The sequence below is a fragment of the Vibrio sp. Isolate24 genome, assembly GCF_022398215.1.
Taxonomy (GTDB): Bacteria; Pseudomonadota; Gammaproteobacteria; order Enterobacterales; family Vibrionaceae; genus Vibrio; species Vibrio coralliilyticus_A.
In genome coordinates this window covers 1161988-1183684 of the sequence record NZ_JAKEUU010000001.1, presented here as the reverse complement: position 1 = coordinate 1183684, position 21697 = coordinate 1161988, and the positions used below count along the sequence as shown (strand labels likewise).

Below are 21697 nucleotides of genomic sequence, written 5' to 3'. Positions count from 1 at the left end.
AAAAGTCTACCTTTAACTGATTGGGCAATACACAAGGAGAACAGGTTATGCAAACAAATCCGGTTGGTTGGTTTGAAATTTATGTTGATGATATGGAGCGAGCAAAGGCGTTTTATCAAACGGTTTTTGAGGTGTCTCTAGAGCAGATGAATGATGAAGCCAAGATGGGGGTGGAAATGTGGCTATTCCCAGCATCGATGGAGCAGTACGGTGCTACAGGCGCTTTAGCCAAGATGGAGGGCGTTTCCGCAGGAGGTAACAGTACCATGGTGTATTTTTCATGTCAGGACTGCAGTGTTGAAGAGGCGAGAGTGGCGGAGGCTGGGGGAAAGGTTGAACATTCGAAATTTTCTATTGGCCCGCATGGCTTTATCGCTATCGTATCCGATACGGAAGGGAATATGATCGGCCTACACTCTATGGCATGATCGCCGAATGCTTCCCTCACTGAACGATTCGCCGAGGGAAGCATTGACATTATTCCCAAGAATAGCTCGTCTTTTTGTTTGGTTTACGCTTTTTCTCAACTTCTGTCACACAGAGGAAGTCTTCACGAAAGTCAGGATTGTCTTTTATTGCTAATGGCACAAATAGGCGGATCTTTGTGCCTGCGACTATTACGGTTTTGTTGCCCATTATGGCGATATCACCGCGATGTAATCTGATGCCTTTCATGGTTTGCACGGATGCACGAGAGGAAGAGAATACGACGGGGTAGCCAAACAGAGTCAGGTCTTGGTTGGTCAGAGTAACGGTTTCTTTGAATGTCACTTCGAAGTATTGCTCTTCAGAGCGAATGATGTTTTCCAGCTCACGTACTTTGTCTTCAACAGACGCGGAAAACACCCATTGACCGAGAATGCTTTCCCACTTTCCGCCTAATCTCAGGCATTTCTTGTAAAGAAACTGATTTTTACGACCACTGCTGAGTGTACAAATGTCGATATTATTTTGCTCTTCAAGGGGCAGCGTGAGCTTAAAGATGGCTTCGTTGGAGTAGTATTTGTATTTGTTCGAGACTTCTTCAACGTGCAACTCGACTTCACCGAGCGGCAAGTCGCGACTGTAATCGTCGATGATGATTTTACAATGGGAACGCCCTGTAGAAGCGAGAAAGAAATCTCGCTCTTTTTTTAGAATATTAAAGGTTCTCATCGTCGCCGTTTGTTTCTCGCAGAATTTGTTCCATTAAGGCTTGTTGTTCACGATCGATTTGTTCTCGCTTCGCTGGTTTTGTTGGCTCGGTGACGTCTTCCCATACGCTATGATCTTTGTCTGGTTGAGGGGTAGCTTTAACAGCACCACGTAGCTTGTCAATACGAGAAAGCATATTGCCGATTTTTCCACTAGGTCGTATTCCTTGAGCCATACGACGCTCAATCTCACGATCAGTGTCAGTCGGTTCTACTTTAAGGACACTCTGTTCTACGTCTTTTTCTCGTTGATCAAGTGTCTGATCGAGGTTGTTTTGTACTTCTTGATAAGCGTTGATGTACAGCACTTTAAATTCCTCGGCGAGATTTTTCTCAGACAGTGATTTTAGATAGCTGTTTTTACGGTTGAAGATATACTTTTCAACGCGAGTTTGTGGATCCTTCTTAATTAAGATGCGATGGCGGGCTTCAAGAATTTCATTGTTGAGTGGTAAATCTTTCAACATCGAGAGCAAAGCGAGCGCGGGTGGCCACTCTTTACCTGCTACTAGACGTTCACGCAGATGGTGAACGATGCGCTCAACATCATCCATTGAAAGCTCTGATGCGAAAGCGGCAAATTCATCATCTGGTTCTGACCCATACATGTGGGTGAATTGGGTTGAGAAGTTCTCCTGCATTTTGCCGAAGAAGGCCATGATGTGTTTACGTTGTTCTACGGAATAAGGGCGCAGTACATCCTTCAACTCCTGATTAAACTCGCTATTGATTATTGCGTTTGAAATCGCCGCAGGAGTCGCAGGCTTTTGAGTCTGTTGCACCGTAGGGGGAGTCTGTTTGGCCACTGATTGAGTTTTCTGAACAGGCTTGTCCTGACTTTTTTGCTTCCAAGAAGAGGCGATCTCGTTGATATCTTTCATCTTTTACCTAATCGTCAAAATCAAAGTTGAAGTTTGCCATCTTTTTCTTGAAGGCTTGGTTGGGGGACATTTTCGTCGCTGCTGGCTTTTTATTACTGAAACCTTTGCCTTGCCCATAACTTTTTTCTGTATGCAGGTGTGCGTGAAGACGACTGTTCAGATCGTCTTGGTTCATCAACGGCTGACCAATGGCTTGAACTTTCTCTACGAAACTTGCCCAAACGTTGGTTTGATTGGCGAACCCACTACGGAACATAATGACCTCCGCCCAAGACTCAATGACATTCGGTGACAGCTCTTCAACGTTAATCGTTTTACCCTTTGCACCAGAGGGATTGAGTGGTTTGACTTGAGTCTTGTGGAATTGCGGCACCTTGGCAATCGGTTCTGAAGTAGCATACACCGGAATAGAATGCTGGTTACCTACATTCACTTTGCACTTAATATTGCCTTGCTTACGGGTGTATGTCTTGCTCAAGGAAATAATGGCTTGCTCAACCGCCAGTTTACCAAGGACATGATCAATCGTGGATTCAGAACCATTGGTCATTTCTTGTAGCTCTGCCATGGTGGTAATCACCGCGCCACTTCGATCGGACAATTCTGCCAGAGCGAGTAAGACGAGTTTTTCTTCCATAGTGACACAAGGATGAGACCAGGCTCGTTCAATAAACTTTGAAGACATGTTCTGAATCCAGCAATAACAGACTAATAAGGAAATTATACGATTTGATAGGGCGAACACCAACCATTGATCTCGGTGTTCGCCTTGATTTCATTATATCAATGACAGATTGGCGGCAGTTTGTTCGCCCATCTCGAACAGTTTGTCGAAAATACGCTCGCCGTCGGCTCTCAATCCGTTGTGCTCGTATTCATTGGTAATCCATGCTTTGGCATTAGGCATCATTGACAATGTTTCGCGGCTGATATCCATCTCAACAAACATATCATCGGCGTAAACCGCGCAGCTCACAGGGACTTTATTTTGTGAAAGTTGAGTTTCACAGTACAGCGGTGACCAGTCCTGCTTTTCGGCCAACAACTCAGCGGCTTGTTTGAGTGGTTTTAGCGTTACATATTGGTCGAACATCCATGGGAATACCATTTCCCCAGTAAAGTAAAAGTCTTGCCCTTGCTGATAATTGAACGCTACGTTTTCCTGACGGATGCGATGTGCACTCCATTGTGAGGCGAATCCCTGACAGTAGATGGACTCATGCAAAATGGCATAAATTGGATTGGTCTGGAAATTTTGCTCCATGAGCATACTATTGAGGAATTCATAGCGTAGTTGAGGTTTCCCTTCTACGGTGATCAATGCATTTTCAAGTAAATAATACGTAGGCAAGAATGTATCACTAACGCCAAAGTTAATCCCAATCTGTTGGAACTGCTCAACGGTTAAACGCTGGCCATTGGGCAGGTACACTTCGTTGTGCAGAATATGATTGGCAATTTGCTGACATAATTGCTGTGCTTTAGGAAACTGACTGAAAAAGGCTTGGTTCTTTTCCATCGTGCGCTTAAACGTCGCACGATAGACATCGTCTGGGTGACGGGAAACAGAGGGTACGCCACCAGTGATGTAGCTTCTCGACAAGCTCTCAGGGAACAGAGACAGATAAGTCAGAGAGCAGAAACCACCAAAGCTCTGACCTAGGATAGCCCATTTATCGACACCGAACTGTTCACGGATGAATTCCGCATCTCGCACTATGTTGTCGGCGCGGAAATGACTCAGGTACTCTGCCTGTTGTTGCGGCTGTAAATGGGCCAATGTTTGGTGATTTACAACCGAGCTGTTACCAGTGCCACGTTGGTCAAGCAACAACACGCGATAGTTTTGCAACGCGCGCTTTATCCACCCGTTATTGCCGTTTTGGCGTGGTGATGGAAACCCAGGCCCTCCCTGAAAATAAACTAGCCATGGTTTAGACGAATTCTTGTCTGCAACGAGAGACACTTCACGAGCAAAGATATCGAGATGTCCTTTCTCCGGGGCAGAGTAATCTAATGGCACAGTGAATGAGTGGGGGATGTAATGCAGTCCTGCGTCGATAAATGCTTGAGCGTTCATTATTATTTCCTTTTGTGAAGTAGGCTACTTTACTCCGGCTGAAGCGGATAACCAATCCTATCAGGTCAAATCGGAGCGACAAAGGGGGAAGCTTCAACTGGATGAGATGCTATCGCTGTTCAAATATTTTGAATAACTAGCTCGAATCCTTAAGCTCAAGTTTCGACCAGAGGAAGATAGACTGTACTTATCACTCTTGAGGAGAAAAACAATGAGCCAGCTTCGAGAAATCCGTCAAATCATTCCAGCCCATGCCACGTCCGATGGCGATGGTGTCAAAATTAGCCGCGTGGCGGGGTTTAATAAGGCCAACTTTTCACCATTTTTGATGATGGATGAGCTGAAATCCGATCAGCGTTCCGACTATATAGGCGGTTTTCCTCCTCATCCGCATCGCGGCATTGAAACGCTGACCTATATGCTCAAAGGTCATTTTCAACATAAAGATCATATGGGAAATGTGGGTGAGTTACGTTCTGGTGGCGCTCAATGGATGGCAGCAGGCCGCGGTGTGATTCATAGTGAAATGCCTATCATGCAGGATGGCGAGTTGCATGGGTTCCAAATTTGGATAAACCAGCCAGCGCGCGACAAGATGAAACCCGCTCAGTATCATGACTTTCAGCCTGAAACCATCACAGAATATCAAGATGAGAGCCTTGGCGTATTACGCGTTCTATCAGGTGAGGTATCCGTTGAAGGCAACGTACAACAAGGGCCGCTGAGCAAAACCGGAGTGCCGTTATCAGTTTCAGATTGGCGTTCTGAAACAGAGCAGAAGATTAAGTTACTTACGCCGCAGAAATTTAACATGATGCTTTATGTTTATCAGGGCGAAATTAGTGTTAAAGAACGCAGGGTGCAACAAGGTGAGATGGCGCTTTTGTCTTCAGGAGAAGTCGCTGAGTTGAATGCAAACAGCACAAGCGGTGTGCTGATTTTCCAAGGTGAACCGATTGATGAACCTGTCGTTCACTATGGCCCGTTCGTGATGAACAGCATGCAAGAAATTGAAAAAGCGATCAGCGACTACAACAGCGGTGAGTTTGAAAAATATTGATATTAAACCGTATGAATAGATAGTTGCACTATTTCGTCTAAACTTTACGTATTAGCTCCTGAACTTGGGGGCTATAAAACGCAAGAAGCGAATAATCCACTGCCATTCACTTTTTGTTTTGCCACGTGTCTAAGATACGTGGCTTTTTTCTTGGTTTTGGCCTTCATTTTAAACCAACTCGATTAAAAACCAGGTGTGGGAATTAATGGCGGCTGTTAAAATCAGCACTTTATATCCGATGAAGCACTTTGACTGACGTCAGACGGCCTGCCAGCAACAGCTGGCAGGCTTGGGAGCGTTACAATACCGCTGATTTGACCATGCCCGCTTCGGCGTGGCCTGGGATGTTGCAGGCAAACTCAACGTTGTTGTCACCATGGAAATGCCACAGTAACTGCTTGGCTTTGCCCGGAGCAACCGTCACTGTACTGCCAGAATCATGAGCGTGGTTGCCCATTTTCTTCATCATCTCACGGTGCTTGAGTTGCTCTTGTGCTGAGCCTATTGAAAACTCATGGTCGATTTTCCCTTTGTTCATGACCACAAACTGGACTACGTCATTCGGTTCTATATCCATCTCTTTTTTGAATGTAATGCTCATATCATCGTCTAGGATCACGTGGACCACTTTGTCCGGTTTAGCTCCTTTGGCAGGCATACCGACATCGGACATCTCGTCCATGTTCATTTGTGAGTGGTCCATCCCCTTCATGTCGCCCATCATTTTCGAATGGTCCATACCTTCCATATTCATTTTGGAATGATCCATTTGAGCGAGAATTTGAGTGCTAGCCAGAGTTAGTGCAAGTGCCAGAATTGTTTTTTTCATCATTGTTTCCTTAAGTAGGTAGGGTGCCCCGAAGCACTGAGCTACGGGGACATGGTTCTATGGTTATGAGTGACGTGAGATTTCTCTTTGTTTCCATAATTTGAAAATGGCCGGTAGTACCAGAAGCGTGAGTAGCAGAGCCGATGCCATTCCTCCGATCATAGGGGCGGCAATTCGTTGCATGACTTCAGAGCCCGTACCTTCGCCGTACATGATCGGTACAAGACCTATGATGACGGTCAGAACTGTCATCATCACAGGTCGAACTCTGAGGCCTGCGCCGTCTCGTATCGCCATCGACAGATCATCGGAAGTAATGGCGTGATTCTGCTCTTGGGCATCCAGCTTTTTGTAGTGCCAAGCTTGGTTGAGATACACCAACATGATGACGCCAATTTCGACCGCGACACCCGCGAGGGCAATAAAACCGACCCCAACGGCAATCGAGAAGTTATAGCCGAGGTAATGCATCAGCCATAAGCCACCCACCATCGCGAGTGGAAGAGTCATCATGATGATCAGCACTTCGCCAATGCGACGGAAGCTGAAGTAAAGCAGCAGCATAATGATTGCCAGCGTAATCGGTACCACGACACTTAAGCGTTCTTTCGCGCGTTCCATATATTCATACTGACCTGACCAAGCCAGAGAATAGCCAGCGGGCAGATTGAGCTGATCAGCTACGACTTGTTGTGCTTCGGCAACGTACGAACCGAGATCACGTCCATCGATATCAACGAATACCCAGCCATTAGGGCGAGCGTTTTCTGTTTTGATCATCGGTGGGCCGTCTTCGTAACGAATATCAGCAACATCAGCCAGTGCAATACGAGCGCCATTTGGGGTAACCAGAGGTAGGTTCTGCAATTTCACCACTGAATCACGGTAGTCCTGTGGGTATCGAACATTAATCGGGTAGCGTTCCAGCCCTTCTATGGTTTCCCCAACGTTCATGCCTCCCACCGCAGTGGAAATCACGCGCTGAACATCTTTTATATTGAGGCCATAGCGAGCGGCAGAGCGACGCTTGATATCGATAGTGACGTAGCGTCCTCCTGCTACACGCTCAGCATAAACAGACGCCGTACCATTGACCTGATTGAGAATAGGCTCCAGTTCAGCACCGATCTGTTCAATGACGTTAAGATCGGGGCCTGCGATTTTGATCCCAATAGGCGTCTTAATGCCAGTTGCCAGCATGTCGATGCGAGTTTTGATTGGCATTACCCACGCATTGGTTAGCCCGGGGAACTGCACTAAATCGTCAAACTCTTTGCGCAGCGATTCGGTGGTTACACCTTCACGCCACTGTTCGCGATGTTTCAGCTGTATGACGGTTTCAATCATGGTCAGTGGTGCTGGGTCGGTTGCGGTTTCGGCGCGTCCGATTTTCCCCCATACCGTTTCAACCTCAGGGACGCTCTTAATCAGCTTATTGGTTTGCTGTAACAGCTCTCGTGCTTTACCAATCGAGATGCCCGGATAGGTGGTCGGCATGTACATCAAATCACCCTCATCGAGTGGAGGAATGAATTCGCTGCCAAGCTTACTGGTTGGGTAGTAAGCCGATGCCATAAGCCCCATCGCAATGACGATCATGGTTTTGGGGTAGTTCAGGCTCAGGTTGAGCAAGGGTTTGTAAAGCGAGACTAACCCTTTGTTGACTGGGTTTTTGTGTTCTGGGAGCACTTTGCCACGAATGAAATAGCCCATCAGAACAGGCACTAGCGTAATCGCTAAGCCAGCAGAGGCTGCCATGGCGTAGGTTTTGGTAAATGCCAGTGGCGAAAACATTTTGCCTTCCTGACCTTCCAAAGCGAAGACAGGGACAAAGCTCAACGTGATGATTAGCAGAGAAAAGAACAGCGGTGCGCCGACTTCCTCTGCGGCCTTGCCAATGACTTGCCAGCGATTTTTATCGGTGAGCGGAGTCCGTTCAATGTGCTTGTGAACGTTTTCTATCATCACGATTGCGCCATCGACCATGGCTCCAATGGCGATTGCAATACCACCCAGAGACATGATGTTGGCGTTAATTCCTTGCCAGTGCATGATCACAAACGCAGTCAGAATACCCACTGGTAAGCTCAAAGCGATAACCAGAGATGAGCGGATATGGAACAGGAACAAAGCACAGACAATCGCAACCACGATGAACTCTTCAGCCAGTTTCTTCCATAAGTTTTCTACCGCAGAGTCGATCAACGTAGAGCGGTCATACGTTGGTACGATTTCGACTCCCTCAGGCAAGCTGCGTTGCAGCTCGGTCAGTTTGGCTTTGGTTTTGGCGATCACTTCACTGGCATTTTCTCCGAAGCGCATCACGATCACGCCACCAACGGCTTCCCCTTCACCGTTGAGCTCAGAAATGCCACGACGCATTTGTGGTCCAAGGTTAATATCCGCGACATCACCCAACAGAAGCGGGGTGCCTTTTTCGGTTACCTTGAGTGGCAGCGAGCGGATATCATCGATGCTAGTCAGGTAGCCCGTGGTGCGCACCATGTGTTCGGCTTCGGCGACCTCAATCACGGAGGCACCTGTTTCCTGATTGCCGTTTTGAATCGCGTTATTTACCTGTTGTAATGTCAGGTTGTAAGCACGCAGTTTGGCAGGGTCAATCTGCACCTGATACTGCTTGACCATACCACCTACGGTTGCGACTTCTGATACTCCATCAACGGTTTGCAGTTCGTATTTGAGGAACCAATCCTGTAAGCTGCGTAGCTGGGCTAAATCGTGTTGTCCGGTTTTATCCTGAAGAACATAGCTGTAAACCCAGCCAACCCCAGTGGCATCCGGCCCCAATGTTGGTTTGGCATTCGAAGGCAGGTTTGGTGCGACTTGGCTGAGGTACTCCAGCACGCGTGAGCGGGCCCAGTACATATCGGTGTCATCATTAAAGATGATGTAGACATAGGAGTCCCCAAAGAAAGAGTACCCCCTGACGGTTTCTGCACCGGGTACAGCCAACATGGCAGTGGTTAATGGGTAAGTGACCTGATCCTCGACCACTTGAGGTGCTTGACCCGGATAGCTGGTTTTGATGATAACCTGAACATCCGATAAGTCAGGAATTGCGTCTACAGGTGTGTTCTTTACACTGTAAAGACCAGCCAAAACAATAGCTAAGGTGGCAATCAATACTAGGAGTCTATTACTGATTGACCAACGGATAATTGCATTGATCATCGTTAGCCCTCATCCGTTGCCAATTGTTTAAGCAGGTAATCTGTACCTTGTCGTTCAACTAGAAATCGAACGCGCTGACCTTCCTCAAAACCTGATAGATCCACTTCCTCGCCAACGGAGAAGTTCATCTCACCGGCCTGCCAGTTCCACTCCGCCACAGGGAGATGGTTTAAGGTGATCATGCCAAAGTCGGCCATCAGCATAGAAATATCGCCTTGCAACCAAAGCTCGCCAGCAACAACAGAGTCATCCACTTTGTAGTCGACAATTTTGTACTGGCCAGACTCGGTTTTTTGCATTTCAAACTCTATGCTTTGGCCTGTTGTGAACGCACTCGCATCGACGTCTTTGGCGAGAGTAAAATTCATGACCATGCCCGGCCAATCCCATTCGGGTACCGGCTGGTGGTTGATCGTCAACATGCCATGATCAGCCATAACGTCGGTGATCTCCCCTTTCGCCCAAACGGTCTCCTCATCTGGCTCAACACCATTAATGCGCGCAAGGTCGGCAGACTGGCTGGATTCAGAATCGAGCATAAAGTGTGCGGAAGTCACCACTTGATCGTCTTGGGTTAAGCCCTGCAAAACTTCAACCCGATCTCCGGCTTCGCGGCCTGTTTCGATGCGAGCAGAACGATATTTGCCTTCACCTTCTGACAGCACAATGCGAGCCATGCCGCCTGAACGTATTACCGCAGATTTAGGAATCGTCAGTACCGACTCTTCACTGACAGGTTGAAGAGCAATGTTGGCGAACATATTGGGCTTGAGCTCGCCATCTGGGTTAGGGAATTTAAGTCTGACGCGCAGAGTACGAGTATTAGGATCAAGAATCGGGTAGACGTAGTCAACCTTACCCCGCCATTCGTTGCCCGGAATGGCATCCAATGTCATCGAAGCTTCGCTGCCAGCTTTAATCCATTGCGCCTGACGTTCGAACACTTCTGCGTCTACCCAAACATTGTTCAGTGGGCCAGCGCTGATCACTGCTTGCGCGGGTGACAAATAACCCCCTTCGCGAATACTCAAACTTGCAATCACACCGTTAGCTGGCGCCTTTATTTCAATCGTTTGTGACGCTTTGCCGCGTTTTAGAATCGCTTTAATCTGTGCACGGTCTACACCTAGTGTCACGAGTCGTTCAGTGGCACCTTTGACTAAGCCGGTTCGGCCTGTTCGAGAGGCATTGAGCAATTCCTCCTGTGCTTTCACCAACTCAGGTGAATAGAGCGTAAACAGCACATCGCCCTTGTTGACTTTCTCACCAATCGCATTGATGAACAGCTTTTCAACCCAACCCGCGACGCGTACGTTGGTTTGCCACAGTTGGCTTTCATCAAACGCGATGTAACCGACCGTTTCAATGCGAGGCGAGAGAGGTTCTAGGGTTACGGGTTCGGACTTGACGCCGAGGTTGTTTTCTACCGAAGGATCAATCGTAATGGTTCCGGGCTTATCTTGTTCTCCCGCCATGTCTTCGGCGTAAACTGGAATTAAGTCCATGCCCATTGGTGACTTACCGGGCTTATCTCGCTTGTAGTTCGGGTCCATCGGAGCAACCCAGTAGAGAGGTTCTGCAGAATCAGAAGAACCAGACTCCGCCTTGGCGTCCATTCCCATGCTAGATCCGGCTAGGAAATGATTAGCGGAATAGCCCAGCGCGCCTCCTACCAACAGAGCGATAGCAGCGATTTGTAATGTTTTCATGTCAGATACCTTATTCTTGTTCGCCTTGAGCCAAAGTGACGGGCTCAACTTGATAATCAAAACCGTCCAGTAGGGCAGCTAAGTTGCTGTTCACAATGTTTAAATCTGCAATCAGACGTTGCTGTTCAAGTTGCAGAGCAAGTTCATCGGCAGAGGCCGTAATGACATCGTTAAACTGAGACGTGTTGTTCTGATAACCTCGCTCAACCGCGCGAATTCGTGCGTTGGCCTGAGGAAGAAGGATGGACTGATACCGTTCTAGTCGTTGGGCTAAATTGGTTCGGTCGACAAGCAAGGCGTTGACTTTGGCATTCATCTGAGCCAGTAAGGTGTCTTTCTGGGACTTGGCTGCGCCGACCTGATATTGGGCCGTAGCGAGATTTCTGTCCTGACGATTTCCCGTGAACAGAGGAATGTCCATGGTTAGATAGGCACTAACTAGGTCTGATGCAGGTTCTCCCATCATGCCGTTGGCCTGACGGTAGGCGTACATGACTTCAACGCCAAACTGAGGTTGGTAAGCCTGCTGTGCAATTTCAACCTGAGTTTCGGAAGTGGATATAGTTTGGCTGGCCATTTGTACCATTGGGTGCAGGCTGAGCTGCTGGTAATACTCGGAGTTTGCTAGGTTCTCGTTCAGCTGTTGGTCGAGCTTGGCCCAGTTAAGCTGATTGGATGCGCTGATGTTTTGAATCTGTTCAGACCAATTTGCTCCCAACCATTCTGAAAGCTGGGCCATCAAGCGCTGTTGCATCTGCTGATTAGCCTGAAGCTTCTCATCCAGTTTGCTTACTTGAAGCTGAGCATTGAGCAGATCCTGAGCTTCACTTTTACCAATCGAATAGTTGGTCTGAATGAAGTTTTCCATTTCTTTGAGCAAACGACGGTTTTCCAGCATGATGGTTTTCGCCTGCTGCTGATAACCCAGTTCAAGCCAGAGTTGGGTCATGCTGTTAATGACGTCCAATTCTCGGGCATCGATTTGTAAACCGACGCCATCCGCTTGTTGATTGCTTTTCTTTTGTTGTAACTCCAGTGTCGAGCCACGCTCAAATTGTTGCATCAATCCGACGGAAATGTTCGTCATCGGATCTTCGTCGAATTTGAAGCTGTCTACAGGTAGGCCACCGAAGCCAACTTTGATTTTGGGGTCCATTAGCGTGGCACTGGCAACGCCGGTCTCGCGCAAAGCTTGTGACTGAGCAAAATATTGCTTTCGATTGCTGTCGTTGTTGAGTGCCATGCTGATCAATTGTGATAGCACGACTTGCGGTTGGTAAGCCTGCTCTTGCAAGTTGCTTGCTGATACAGGCGCTAACCAGACCGCGGCGCTGACAGAAAGCGCCAGAATCCTTGGTTTGATTTTCACTTTATTGTCCGTTTCCGAGTGCCTGACTGGCACGAAAAACCATCTCCCAAAGCAATAGGCTGGGAGTCGATAATAGAGAACGGATTACGCTATCGGAGGGCGATAGAGTGAACTTAAACGGGTAATGACCTGACCTTGGACATCTGAATGGATCAGAGCCAACTGAGTCGAGATTAGTAGAGGCTTATCAATTCGGGGAATGGGGGCGAAAACCGTTGCACACATCACGCTACAACAGTTATGAACCATCTCTTCGCTGGTTTCACAATGATCTGATGGAATTGAAGAATCTGTCAGCGCTGGGCTCATGTTCATTGCCATGCCACAGTGAGCTTGTTTGCTACCGGAATCGCTGAGCATTTCGAACGTCATTAGGGTTTCGCTAGTAGCAAAACTGGATACCAACATGGCGCTCATGCTGATAAATAGAATCCAGTATTTACGAATCGAAGGGAAGCCCATACGTAACCTAAAATGACGATGACTCGGCTAGCATAAAGCTTCCCCTAGGGGGAAGGTCAAGCGGTGTATTAGGATTCTGCCGTCGCTTCTAAATTTAAAATGGACTGTTTGATTTGCTCAGGTAATTTTGCTTTGCAGTTGTTTTTAAAATCAAACATCACACAGGTGGCGCGCCCTACGGTACTGACTTTACCGACTTTCTTGCTCACAACCTGATACTCCATAGTGAATCTGTCTTCCTGAATGTCAACGACTTTAGACCCTATCATCAGAGTGTCTGGATAGGTGATGGGCATTTTATAGCGGCAGCTTGTTTCGCCCAATACTGGGCCGATATGGCTTTGGCTTAGGTTGACGAGAAGATTGATGTGCTCAAAGTAGTCGAGTCTTGCGGTTTCAAAGTAGCGAAAGTAAACCACATTATTGACGTGTTGCAGAGCATCCATTTCACCCCAAGCGACCGGAATTTCTGTGATGACAGGAAAGCCTTTTAGTAACGATTCCATGCGTGTTCCTTGCATTGGTTTTTAGAAGAGCTTTTATTCTAATGCTGATTCAAGTGGTTTTGTGAAAATGTTATCAAAATGTGATCTTTAATAACTAAGTCAATACCCGTCTTTACTTATACAGATCAGAGGAGTAGGTTTTAAGGAGGTAACCTGATGGAGGATCTGCAATGACCGCACCCGATGGTTTTAATCTCGCCAAAGTCGATAAGCGTACTGACTGGACGCCAGAGTTATTCAGTTTACGCCTTACTGGCGCCCCTCTCACCTTTAAAGCGGGCCAATTTACTAAGCTTGCACTATATGACGATGATGGCCAATTGGTCAGCCGAGCGTATTCAGTCGTCAACGCACCACTCAACAGCAGCGATATGCTGGAATTTCTGATTGTATCCAACCCAGAAGGTAAGCTGACTCCAAAGCTGCAGCAGTTGAAAGAGGGGGATTCTATCTACGTAGGAACTACTGCCTACGGGGATTTAATTTTGAGCTCCATCCCTAAACCGACTCAAGACTTATGGCTGCTTTCAACGGGGACAGGAATCGGTCCTTTCTTGTCTTTACTTGATGATATTAATGTTCGCCCGGGGTATGAAAAGATTGTTTTGGTACATGGTGTGAGGCATGAAAAAGACTTAGTGTATCGATACTTGATTGAGCAGTTAGTTGAACAGTATGAGGGGCGTTTGGTTTATGTGCCTGTCGTGTCAAGAGAGCAGTGCCCTAACGCCTTGTATGGCCGCATTCCTCAGCTGTTGGATCAACGTGAAATTCAAGAAAGAGCGCAGGCAGAGCTCACTCAGGAGAGCAGCTTTGTCATGCTGTGCGGAAACCCAGAAATGATCAAAGAGACCACCAAGACTCTGCAAGGGTTTGGGTTAGAAAAATTCCGTCGAGCGACGGGAGGCAACATCACCTTTGAGCGCTACTGGTAGGGCTCAATTATCGTAGGGAACTTGTTTGAGTTTCCACATTTCAACCGTGTGCTTGGTTTTATCACATAATCCAAGCAGGATTTGATATTTAGGATCGTAAGGTTCGCCGATGTAGGTTGTCCTGATCCACTCATTGGTTTTTAAATCCACTTGAGTGACAACCCGACCTTTAAAGTTTTGGAAGATCACAAACTGATCGCTTTCATACACCATCTGCTCGCGATAAAACCAAAAGTTGTCAGCAGTATGGAGTAGGCGACATTTCAAAGGCAAAGAGCTCGCATCGACTGCTGGTGCGGGCGTTGTCAGCAATAGCACGTGCAAAAGTAAAGGGCTCATCTCTCCCTCCTTTACCACCTCTCAAATTAACTTAAGTATAGGTAAGAGACTTTATTTTGCTGATCTAGGTTGGCAGGTAAAACAAAGGCCCTGAAAGGGCCTTCGAAAAAAGATTGATTTGCAATCTGAGATTAGAAAATCAGATGAGCAATACCGGCAATCACAGGCAGTGTGATTAAGGTACGTAGAATGAAGATGGCAAACAGTTCAAAGATGTTCACTGGGATACGGCTGCCAAGTAACAGCGCACCAACTTCAGACATGTAAATCAGCTGAGTGACAGACATAGCAGCAATAACGAAACGTGTCATTTCGTTATCAATAGACGACGCTAGAATCGCTGGGATAAACATATCAGCAAAACCAACCACGATAGTTTCAGAGGCCGCTGCCGCTTCTGGGATGCCTAATAGCTCAAGGAATGGGATGAACGGTTGACCTAGGAAGCTAAACACCGACGTGTACTCAGCAATTACTAGAGCAATCGTACCTAGGCCCATTACTACAGGCAGCACGCCAAATACCATGTCTACCGCGTTACGCACGCCTTCACCAAAGACATCTTTAAATGATTTTACTTGGCTCGCTTTCGCTAGTGCCAGTTCCATACCCCAAGACACGCTTGTGTGGCCTGCAGGAACAGCATCGGCATCTTTTGCTGGTTCAGTACCATCGATGAAAGCGTCTTTCTTCATGCTTAGAGGAGGCAAGCGAGGAATGATGATCGCTGCCACAATACCCGCCAGACAGATTGCACCGTAGAAAGGTAAGAACAAGTGTTCTAGTTCAACCTGAGCAAGAACGACTAAGCTGAACGTGATGGATACTGCTGAGAATGTGGTACCCACGACAGCCGCTTCGCGCTGTGTGTAGAATTTGTTTTCGTATTGCTTGCTGGTCAGCAGGATACCGACTGAGCCATCGCCAAGCCAAGAAGCCATACAGTCGATAGCACTACGGCCAGGTAAGTTAAATACTGGGCGCATCACTTTACTTAGCAGTGTGCCAAACAGCTCTAGCAAACCAAAGTTAAGTAGCAGTGGGAGCAGTAGACCTGCAAAGATGAATACTGAGAATAGCGTTGGCAGCAAACCTTCTAGTACTAGGCCGCCAGTATTTTCTTCCCATACGGCTTCAGGGCCAACCTGGAAGAAGGTCATCGCAACAGCAAGACCGCCAATAACACGCACTGCCAGCCAAAGAGAGCTTGGGTTAAACAGGCTGTTCAAAAATGGGTTGTTAGCAATAAATGCAGGGTTCTTAATACGGCATAACAATGATGTTGCTGCCATAAACAAGATGATAGACGTGACCATGCCTACAAGGTGATCACCAAATACAGCTTGGATGGATTTTGCCAGTACTGCGACTGGAATGGTGATATCACCGTCATAGCTAATCGGCGCCATGAAAAGAAACAGACCCAGTAAAGAAGGGATAAAGAACATCCAAAAGTTGCCTTTACCTTTCGTCTGTTTGATAGATTGAGCGTTATTCTGCATTACAATTCTCGTGTTACTACTAGTCAATATGATAGGCCAATCCACCTGGCATATATATTCACTATACATCTGCATTTAATCATCGGGCGCAAGCCTACTGTCTTTCGAATACCTTTGCAATACTATTCAATAAAAACCGCTAAATATTCATGATTAAATGTGCTATTTTCGTTCAATGGTGGATTTTTGTTTTGCTGATGTTAATTTGATTGAAATTATGTTGCAACCGTGAACTGTGTGTGGTCTTTATTTTTATTTTGAATAATAGAGGTGGGACTCATAAATTCAGTGTTGAGTCGCTAGGCAGGGCAAGGCGTTGAGCGCTTTTAGGTGTTTCAAAGTGGGTAGAGAGGAAAATGTCGAAATCGGATAAATAGACATTTTGAGAGAATAAAGCCAGCGATTTAATCGTGAAAATAAAAAACCGCCCAGTCAGACTAGGCGGTTTTTACTCAGTTATCGTGCCGTTTTATTTGCCGCTTACCTGACCAAGCTTCAGCCAAGTATCAATCACAGTATCTGGGTTAAGTGACACTGAGCTGATACCTTGCTCCATTAGCCATTCAGCCAGATCATCATGGTCAGATGGACCCTGACCACAAATACCGACGTATTTACCAGCTTTAGTTGCAGCATCGATAGCCATTTGCAGCATGGCTTTAACAGCAGGGTTGCGTTCGTCAAACAGGTGAGCCACGTCGCCTGAATCTCGGTCTAGACCCAGTGTTAGCTGAGTCATATCGTTAGAACCGATTGAGAAGCCGTCAAAGTACTTGAGGAACTCGTCTGCCAGTACAGCATTAGACGGTAGTTCACACATCATGATGACTTTCAGACCCTGATCGCCACGGCGCAGATCGAACTTCGCAAGAAGATCGATAACCGATGCTGCCTCGCTTGGAGTTCGCACAAATGGGATCATGATTTCAACGTTCTTCAGACCCATCTCATTGCGAACACGCTTAATCGCCTGAGTTTCTAGCTCGAAGCAGTCTTCAAATACAGGTGAGATATAACGTGACGCACCACGGAAGCCCAGCATAGGGTTTTCTTCATGCGGTTCGTAACCTTTGCCGCCAACCAGGTTGCTGTACTCGTTGGACTTAAAGTCAGACATACGAACGATGACACGTTTTGGCCAGAATGCTGCAGCGATAGTCGCGATACCTTCAGTCAGCTTGCTGACGTAGAAATCGATAGGATCTTTGTAGCCACGGATACGCTGAGTGATTTCTGCTTTTAGCTCGTCACTTTGTGCATCGAAGTTCAGCAGTGCTTTCGGGTGAATACCAATCATCTTGTTGATGATGAATTCCAGACGCGCCAAGCCAACACCTTCGTTTGGAATCTGCGCGAAGTCGAATGCACGGTCTGGGTTACCGACGTTCATCATCACTTTAGTTGGCAGCAGTGGTAGCTCATCAACCGCAGAACGCTTCACTTCGAAGTCCAACTCACCTTGATAAACGTAACCTGTCTCACCTTCAGAACAAGAGACAGTAACGGTAGCGCCGTCTGTCAGCTTTGAAGTGGCATCGCCACAGCCAACGATTGCTGGAATACCTAGCTCACGCGCGATGATGGCTGCGTGACAAGTACGGCCACCACGGTTGGTGACGATTGCCGAGGCCTTCTTCATTACTGGTTCCCAGTCTGGGTCAGTCATGTCAGTAACCAGCACATCGCCATCTTGAACCAAAGACATTTGGTCTAGCGAGTCAACCAGACGTACGGGGCCAGAGCCGATACGCTGACCGATAGCACGGCCTTCGACCAAAACTTCTGCTTTGTTGTTCAGCTCGTAACGCTCAATCACGTTCTGTTCGCTTTGAGAACATACGGTTTCTGGGCGAGCTTGAACAATATAAAGTTTGCCATCAATGCCATCTTTCGCCCACTCGATATCCATCGGGCGCTGGTAGTGCTTTTCGATGATCATCGCTTGTTTTGCCAGTTCTTTGATCTCTTCGTCATTAAGAGAGAACTGCTCACGCTCTTGTGCTGAGGTATCAATGATATCGACTTGCTTACCAATTTCTTGGTTGGTCGAGTAGATCATCTTGATAAGTTTAGAACCGAATGTCTTCTTAACAATCGGATGCTGACCCGCTTCAAGCATTGGCTTGTGAACGTAGAACTCGTCCGGGTTTACTGCACCCTGAACGACCATTTCCCCTAGACCCCAAGAGGAAGTGATGAACACAACCTGATCAAAGCCAGATTCAGTGTCTAAGGTGAACATAACACCTGAAGAGGCTTTATCTGAGCGCACCATGCGTTGGATGCCCGCAGACAGCGAGATACCACGGTGGTCAAAACCTTGGTGCACACGGTAGGAGATAGCGCGGTCATTAAACAGAGACGCGTAAACGTGTTTCGTTGCTTCAAGTACAGCATCGATACCTTTTACGTTAAGAAACGTTTCTTGCTGGCCGGCGAATGAGGCATCCGGCAAGTCTTCAGCGGTTGCTGAGGATCTAACGGCGACTGAAAGCTCTGTATTACCTTCAATCAGTTCTTGGTAGTTGTCTCGAATATCCTGCTCAAGATCAGCAGGGAAGGGAGCTTCTAAAACCCATTGACGGATGGTGGCACCTGTCTTACGCAGAGCTTCTACATCCTCAACGTCTAGTTCATCGAGCAGCTGGTGGATTCGTTCATCCAGACCTTCATAGTCAAGGAATTGGTTAAACGCGTAAGAAGTAGTCGCAAAACCATTCGGTACTGAAACGCCAGCATTCGATAGATTTGAAACCATTTCTCCAAGCGAAGCGTTTTTACCGCCGACTTTGTCGACATCTTCCATGGATAGGCTATTGAACCAGAGGGTGTTCTTTTGCATGTCTTTCTCCAGAAACATTGCAGCTTTGTAGGGAAAGGCAAACGATTACGCGTGGGCTCAAAAAATTTTAACAATTTTTCAAAGCTGTGGGGGACGTAACTGTCAGCCGGGTTTTATTATCGATATTATGGTGACCATCCTACTCAAAAGAATTTTAAAGTTTAAATAAAACATGCAAATTGATATTCAAAGTCGTGATGTATTCTATGTTTCTGACGGAACGGCCATAACATGTGAGACATTAGGCCATGTTGTTTTGGGTCAATTCCCGTTTAACGCTAACGAAAAAACGTTTCCGTTTGTCGAAAGTGAAGATAAATTGGCTGATCTTCTCAAAGAGATTGAGCTGTCTTACCAAGAGCACGGAGTGAAACCTTTAGTGTTCTTTTCCATCGTTATTCCAGAGATCAAGCAGAAGCTACTCGAGGCTCCCGCATTCGGTTATGACGTATTGGCGAGTATTGTCCAGCAGGTTAAGGACGACATTCAAATGGAGCCGAAGCCGAAGCTGCAGCGCTCACGGAGTGTGGGTAAAGATTCTGATACTTATTTTGATCGTATCGCAGCAATTGAGTACACCTTAGCGCATGATGATGGAATTACGCTTAAGGGGCTAGATAAAGCTGACATTATCTTATTGGGTGTATCGCGAAGTGGTAAAACGCCAACCAGCCTTTATATGGCGATGCAATTTGGTCTGCGAGTTGTGAACTATCCATTCATTGAAGAAGACATTCGTCGCCTAAGACTGTTGCCAGAATTCGAGATTCATCGCCATAAGTTGTTTGGCTTGACGATAGATCCTGAAAGGTTGACGGAAATTCGCGAGAACCGTTTGGCAGGTAGTGAATATGCCAGCACCGAGCAGTGCATCAATGAACTCGAAAGTGTGGAGGCGCTATTCCGTAGAGAAGCGATTCCGTATATCAATACTTCATCGTTATCAGTTGAAGAGATTTCAACTCGTATTCTTGAGAAAGCAGGGTTAAGAAGACGTTTACTGTAAAATGAGTGGGCTTATCGTTGGATCAGACAGTCTTCACTTGGTCTGACGTTCTCTCAAACCTTTATCGAGAATCCTTTTCAGCGCTGGCCCATGCTCATACTGCTTAGAAATCAGCATATAAAACTTATGCTTAGGCATATTTGGAATCGGTTTAGATTCAATGTCTTCACTGACGTAAGTAATTCCCCAAACGTTTCTAATGCCTTCCAGTATCTCTTGCCAAGACAGAATAACCTCGCATCGCAGCTGATGAAGCTCTGTGACGAGCTCATGCATACTATGGGTGTATTGCTCTACGCTTGTTAACCTAAAATCACCATAGTTATAGCCATGGAGCCCGCACACTTTGTACTGCTCTAATTCTGCTGCGCGATTAATGGATATGCCTTGTGGAAACCGCGACTTTTTGTATAAGTAGTAGGGGGTGATGTGATAATACCAGGTTGTATATAAATAATGCTTAGCACGCTCTTCAGAATGGGAAGCGCTGACTGCTATTTGAAACTCCCCGTTCTTGGTGCCTTTCAGGCAACGGGTCCACGATGTCATAGTAAAATTGAATGTGATGTTTTGTGGCAGCAAAAGCTCATTAAGTACTTCGAGATCAAGGCCTTTGACATCTTCTCCATCTAGGTATGTATAGGGAGGCCAGTCAATAGAGTCGCCGCAGATACTCAGGTGCACATCACGTAACTCTATCGCCTTTGCTAGGGTGTTAGAGCTCATCAGAAGAATCAGAAGGCAAAAACAAACTCGTAAATTCATCGGGGTGTTTTCATTGTCACTGTTAAAGACAAGTATAGGCACCCCGAGAGGTTTTAAGCTACCTTGCGCGCTGAAACGGTCTTAGGTGTTGGCCGAAAACGTTAATCAGTGCGCCAATAACGATGAGTGAGCCGCCTAAATATGTCCAATAGGATGGGATTTCGTTAAACACCCAAGCGCCAAGCAGAGCTGAGAAAACAATTTGTACATAGGAATAGGCTGAGGCTTTCCCTGCGGCTTGAGTCTGCATCGCTTTGGTTAGCCCATACTGACCTATCTGAGTAAAGACGCCAACTAGGATCAGCATCATGGTCAAAAATAGACTTGGCCACACAAAATCATCGCCTATCAACACCAGAGAGGTTGGCATGGCCATTAGTGGAAAATAGAAAATAATCACTGAGCTGTCTTCTGTTTGACTTAACTTTCGAACGATGACATAAGCAATAGAACTACCCATGGCTCCAAGCAGTGCCATCATCACGCTGAATAGCGGTAAGTCTGAGCTGGAACCGGCTTGCATGCTGGGTTGTACCATGACGCCTAACCCTAAAAGGCAAAGTGCGATACAAAGCAGGGTAGAGAATTGAATACGCTCTTTTAGGAAGAAAACGCCCAATAATGCAGTAAATACAGGATGAACATATTGAAGTATGGTTGCTTCCGCGAGCGGAAGGGTTGTCACCGAATAGTAAACACACATGAGAGCGACCGTACCGACTGCACCGCGAAGCATTAACAAGGGCTTATTGTGCCCCCAAACTGAAATGCGCTTGCGCTTGACATCCAAGTAACTGATCACCAAAGAAACTAGTGCCCGAGCAGCAACTATCTCAAACACGGGAATACCATAGTTGCTTACGTACTTCACGCAGGCTGACATCAAGGCAAAGCCAAGTGCAGAAAGCAACATAAAGCGCACCCCGGCAGGAATGATAGAGAAAGTGGTATTCATAGAAAATAGGTCGCTAGCAGAAAGAAGAAGTCGAACTTTAACATATTTGCCAGTTTGAAAGCGTTAGGCAGA

Annotated in this window: 19 protein-coding genes; 4 read left to right on the top strand and 15 right to left on the bottom strand. The window is 46.8% G+C overall.

Annotation, left to right across the window (positions count from 1 at the left end):
- Positions 1-47: 47 nt before the first annotated feature.
- On the top strand, positions 48-428 hold the full coding sequence (locus L1D23_RS05145; protein ID WP_239864633.1) for a VOC family protein: 381 nt from the start codon (positions 48-50) through the stop codon (positions 426-428).
- A 49-nt stretch (positions 429-477) separates the two neighbouring features.
- Here L1D23_RS05145 and L1D23_RS05140 read toward each other — a convergent pair whose 3' ends face one another.
- The 4 genes from L1D23_RS05140 to L1D23_RS05125 all read right to left on the bottom strand — a co-directional run bounded on the left by L1D23_RS05140 (position 478) and on the right by L1D23_RS05125 (position 4154).
- Positions 478-1155, bottom strand: coding sequence for a hypothetical protein (locus L1D23_RS05140; protein ID WP_239864632.1), 678 nt, complete (start codon positions 1153-1155; stop codon positions 478-480).
- On the bottom strand, positions 1142-2074 hold the full coding sequence (locus L1D23_RS05135; protein WP_239864630.1) for a hypothetical protein: 933 nt from the start codon (positions 2072-2074) through the stop codon (positions 1142-1144). The genes L1D23_RS05140 and L1D23_RS05135 overlap by 14 nt, the downstream gene beginning before the upstream one ends.
- 7 nt (positions 2075-2081) lie before the next feature.
- Complete coding sequence (locus L1D23_RS05130) at positions 2082-2759, bottom strand: hypothetical protein (RefSeq protein WP_239835537.1); 678 nt, start codon at positions 2757-2759, stop codon at positions 2082-2084.
- Between the two features lie 93 nt (positions 2760-2852).
- Positions 2853-4154 (bottom strand): alpha/beta fold hydrolase, encoded by a 1302-nt coding sequence (locus L1D23_RS05125; protein ID WP_239864628.1) that lies wholly within the window; start codon positions 4152-4154, stop codon positions 2853-2855.
- Between the two features lie 211 nt (positions 4155-4365).
- Between L1D23_RS05125 and L1D23_RS05120 the strand changes: the two genes are divergently transcribed.
- On the top strand, positions 4366-5214 hold the full coding sequence (locus tag L1D23_RS05120; protein ID WP_239864626.1) for a pirin family protein: 849 nt from the start codon (positions 4366-4368) through the stop codon (positions 5212-5214).
- A 298-nt stretch (positions 5215-5512) separates the two neighbouring features.
- On the opposite strand, the gene L1D23_RS05115 is transcribed toward L1D23_RS05120, so the two are convergent.
- From L1D23_RS05115 to L1D23_RS05090, 6 genes are all read right to left on the bottom strand, one after another.
- Positions 5513-6043 carry a cupredoxin family protein gene (locus L1D23_RS05115; protein ID WP_239865402.1) on the bottom strand — a complete coding sequence of 177 codons (531 nt, stop codon included), beginning with the start codon at positions 6041-6043 and terminating at the stop codon, positions 5513-5515.
- Positions 6044-6106: 63 nt separating this feature from the next.
- Positions 6107-9235, bottom strand: a complete 3129-nt coding sequence (locus L1D23_RS05110) for an efflux RND transporter permease subunit (protein WP_239864624.1) — start codon at positions 9233-9235, stop codon at positions 6107-6109.
- 2 nt (positions 9236-9237) lie between these two features.
- The gene (locus tag L1D23_RS05105) at positions 9238-10944 is read right to left on the bottom strand and encodes an efflux RND transporter periplasmic adaptor subunit (RefSeq protein WP_239864622.1); all 1707 of its coding nucleotides are present in this window, start codon (positions 10942-10944) and stop codon (positions 9238-9240) included.
- A gap of 10 nt (positions 10945-10954) precedes the next feature.
- Positions 10955-12346 (bottom strand): TolC family protein, encoded by a 1392-nt coding sequence (locus tag L1D23_RS05100; RefSeq protein ID WP_239864620.1) that lies wholly within the window; start codon positions 12344-12346, stop codon positions 10955-10957.
- Between the two features lie 51 nt (positions 12347-12397).
- Positions 12398-12775, bottom strand: a complete 378-nt coding sequence (locus L1D23_RS05095; protein ID WP_019275422.1) for a hypothetical protein — start codon at positions 12773-12775, stop codon at positions 12398-12400.
- 68 nt (positions 12776-12843) lie between these two features.
- Positions 12844-13281 (bottom strand): thioesterase family protein, encoded by a 438-nt coding sequence (locus tag L1D23_RS05090; RefSeq protein ID WP_239864618.1) that lies wholly within the window; start codon positions 13279-13281, stop codon positions 12844-12846.
- A 170-nt stretch (positions 13282-13451) separates the two neighbouring features.
- Between L1D23_RS05090 and L1D23_RS05085 the strand changes: the two genes are divergently transcribed.
- A complete protein-coding gene (locus L1D23_RS05085; protein ID WP_239864617.1) occupies positions 13452-14216 on the top strand; it encodes a ferredoxin--NADP reductase in 765 nt (254 codons plus the stop codon).
- Between the two features lie 3 nt (positions 14217-14219).
- On the opposite strand, the gene L1D23_RS05080 is transcribed toward L1D23_RS05085, so the two are convergent.
- From L1D23_RS05080 to ppsA, 3 genes are all read right to left on the bottom strand, one after another.
- Entirely contained in the window at positions 14220-14555 is a 336-nt protein-coding gene (locus tag L1D23_RS05080) for a hypothetical protein (protein WP_239864616.1), read from the bottom strand.
- A 131-nt stretch (positions 14556-14686) separates the two neighbouring features.
- The gene (locus L1D23_RS05075; protein WP_239864615.1) at positions 14687-16057 is read right to left on the bottom strand and encodes a YjiH family protein; all 1371 of its coding nucleotides are present in this window, start codon (positions 16055-16057) and stop codon (positions 14687-14689) included.
- 469 nt (positions 16058-16526) lie between these two features.
- Positions 16527-18899, bottom strand: a complete 2373-nt coding sequence (gene ppsA / locus L1D23_RS05070; protein WP_239864614.1) for a phosphoenolpyruvate synthase — start codon at positions 18897-18899, stop codon at positions 16527-16529.
- Between the two features lie 172 nt (positions 18900-19071).
- On the opposite strand from ppsA, the gene L1D23_RS05065 reads away from it, so the two are divergent.
- Complete coding sequence (locus L1D23_RS05065) at positions 19072-19905, top strand: pyruvate, water dikinase regulatory protein (protein ID WP_239864613.1); 834 nt, start codon at positions 19072-19074, stop codon at positions 19903-19905.
- Between the two features lie 33 nt (positions 19906-19938).
- On the opposite strand, the gene L1D23_RS05060 is transcribed toward L1D23_RS05065, so the two are convergent.
- On the bottom strand, positions 19939-20631 hold the full coding sequence (locus L1D23_RS05060) for a transporter substrate-binding domain-containing protein (RefSeq protein WP_239864612.1): 693 nt from the start codon (positions 20629-20631) through the stop codon (positions 19939-19941).
- 97 nt (positions 20632-20728) lie between these two features.
- Complete coding sequence (locus tag L1D23_RS05055; protein ID WP_239864611.1) at positions 20729-21625, bottom strand: DMT family transporter; 897 nt, start codon at positions 21623-21625, stop codon at positions 20729-20731.
- Positions 21626-21697 lie beyond the last annotated feature (72 nt).

Bases quoted from the DNA above. Each gene is read 5' to 3' on its own strand.
- ppsA (WP_239864614.1), bottom strand. From the start codon at position 18,899: ATGCAAAAGAACACCCTCTGGTTCAATAGCCTATCCATGGAAGATGTC.
- L1D23_RS05080 (WP_239864616.1), bottom strand. From the start codon at position 14,555: ATGAGCCCTTTACTTTTGCACGTGCTATTGCTGACAACGCCCGCACCA.
- L1D23_RS05075 (WP_239864615.1), bottom strand. From the start codon at position 16,057: ATGCAGAATAACGCTCAATCTATCAAACAGACGAAAGGTAAAGGCAAC.
- L1D23_RS05095 (WP_019275422.1), bottom strand. From the start codon at position 12,775: ATGGGCTTCCCTTCGATTCGTAAATACTGGATTCTATTTATCAGCATG.
- L1D23_RS05140 (WP_239864632.1), bottom strand. From the start codon at position 1,155: ATGAGAACCTTTAATATTCTAAAAAAAGAGCGAGATTTCTTTCTCGCT.
- L1D23_RS05110 (WP_239864624.1), bottom strand. From the start codon at position 9,235: ATGATCAATGCAATTATCCGTTGGTCAATCAGTAATAGACTCCTAGTA.
- L1D23_RS05135 (WP_239864630.1), bottom strand. From the start codon at position 2,074: ATGAAAGATATCAACGAGATCGCCTCTTCTTGGAAGCAAAAAAGTCAG.
- L1D23_RS05085 (WP_239864617.1), top strand. From the start codon at position 13,452: ATGACCGCACCCGATGGTTTTAATCTCGCCAAAGTCGATAAGCGTACT.
- L1D23_RS05055 (WP_239864611.1), bottom strand. From the start codon at position 21,625: ATGAATACCACTTTCTCTATCATTCCTGCCGGGGTGCGCTTTATGTTG.
- L1D23_RS05125 (WP_239864628.1), bottom strand. From the start codon at position 4,154: ATGAACGCTCAAGCATTTATCGACGCAGGACTGCATTACATCCCCCAC.
- L1D23_RS05145 (WP_239864633.1), top strand. From the start codon at position 48: ATGCAAACAAATCCGGTTGGTTGGTTTGAAATTTATGTTGATGATATG.
- L1D23_RS05105 (WP_239864622.1), bottom strand. From the start codon at position 10,944: ATGAAAACATTACAAATCGCTGCTATCGCTCTGTTGGTAGGAGGCGCG.
- L1D23_RS05060 (WP_239864612.1), bottom strand. From the start codon at position 20,631: ATGAGCTCTAACACCCTAGCAAAGGCGATAGAGTTACGTGATGTGCAC.
- L1D23_RS05090 (WP_239864618.1), bottom strand. From the start codon at position 13,281: ATGGAATCGTTACTAAAAGGCTTTCCTGTCATCACAGAAATTCCGGTC.
- L1D23_RS05065 (WP_239864613.1), top strand. From the start codon at position 19,072: ATGCAAATTGATATTCAAAGTCGTGATGTATTCTATGTTTCTGACGGA.
- L1D23_RS05120 (WP_239864626.1), top strand. From the start codon at position 4,366: ATGAGCCAGCTTCGAGAAATCCGTCAAATCATTCCAGCCCATGCCACG.
- L1D23_RS05115 (WP_239865402.1), bottom strand. From the start codon at position 6,043: ATGAAAAAAACAATTCTGGCACTTGCACTAACTCTGGCTAGCACTCAA.
- L1D23_RS05130 (WP_239835537.1), bottom strand. From the start codon at position 2,759: ATGTCTTCAAAGTTTATTGAACGAGCCTGGTCTCATCCTTGTGTCACT.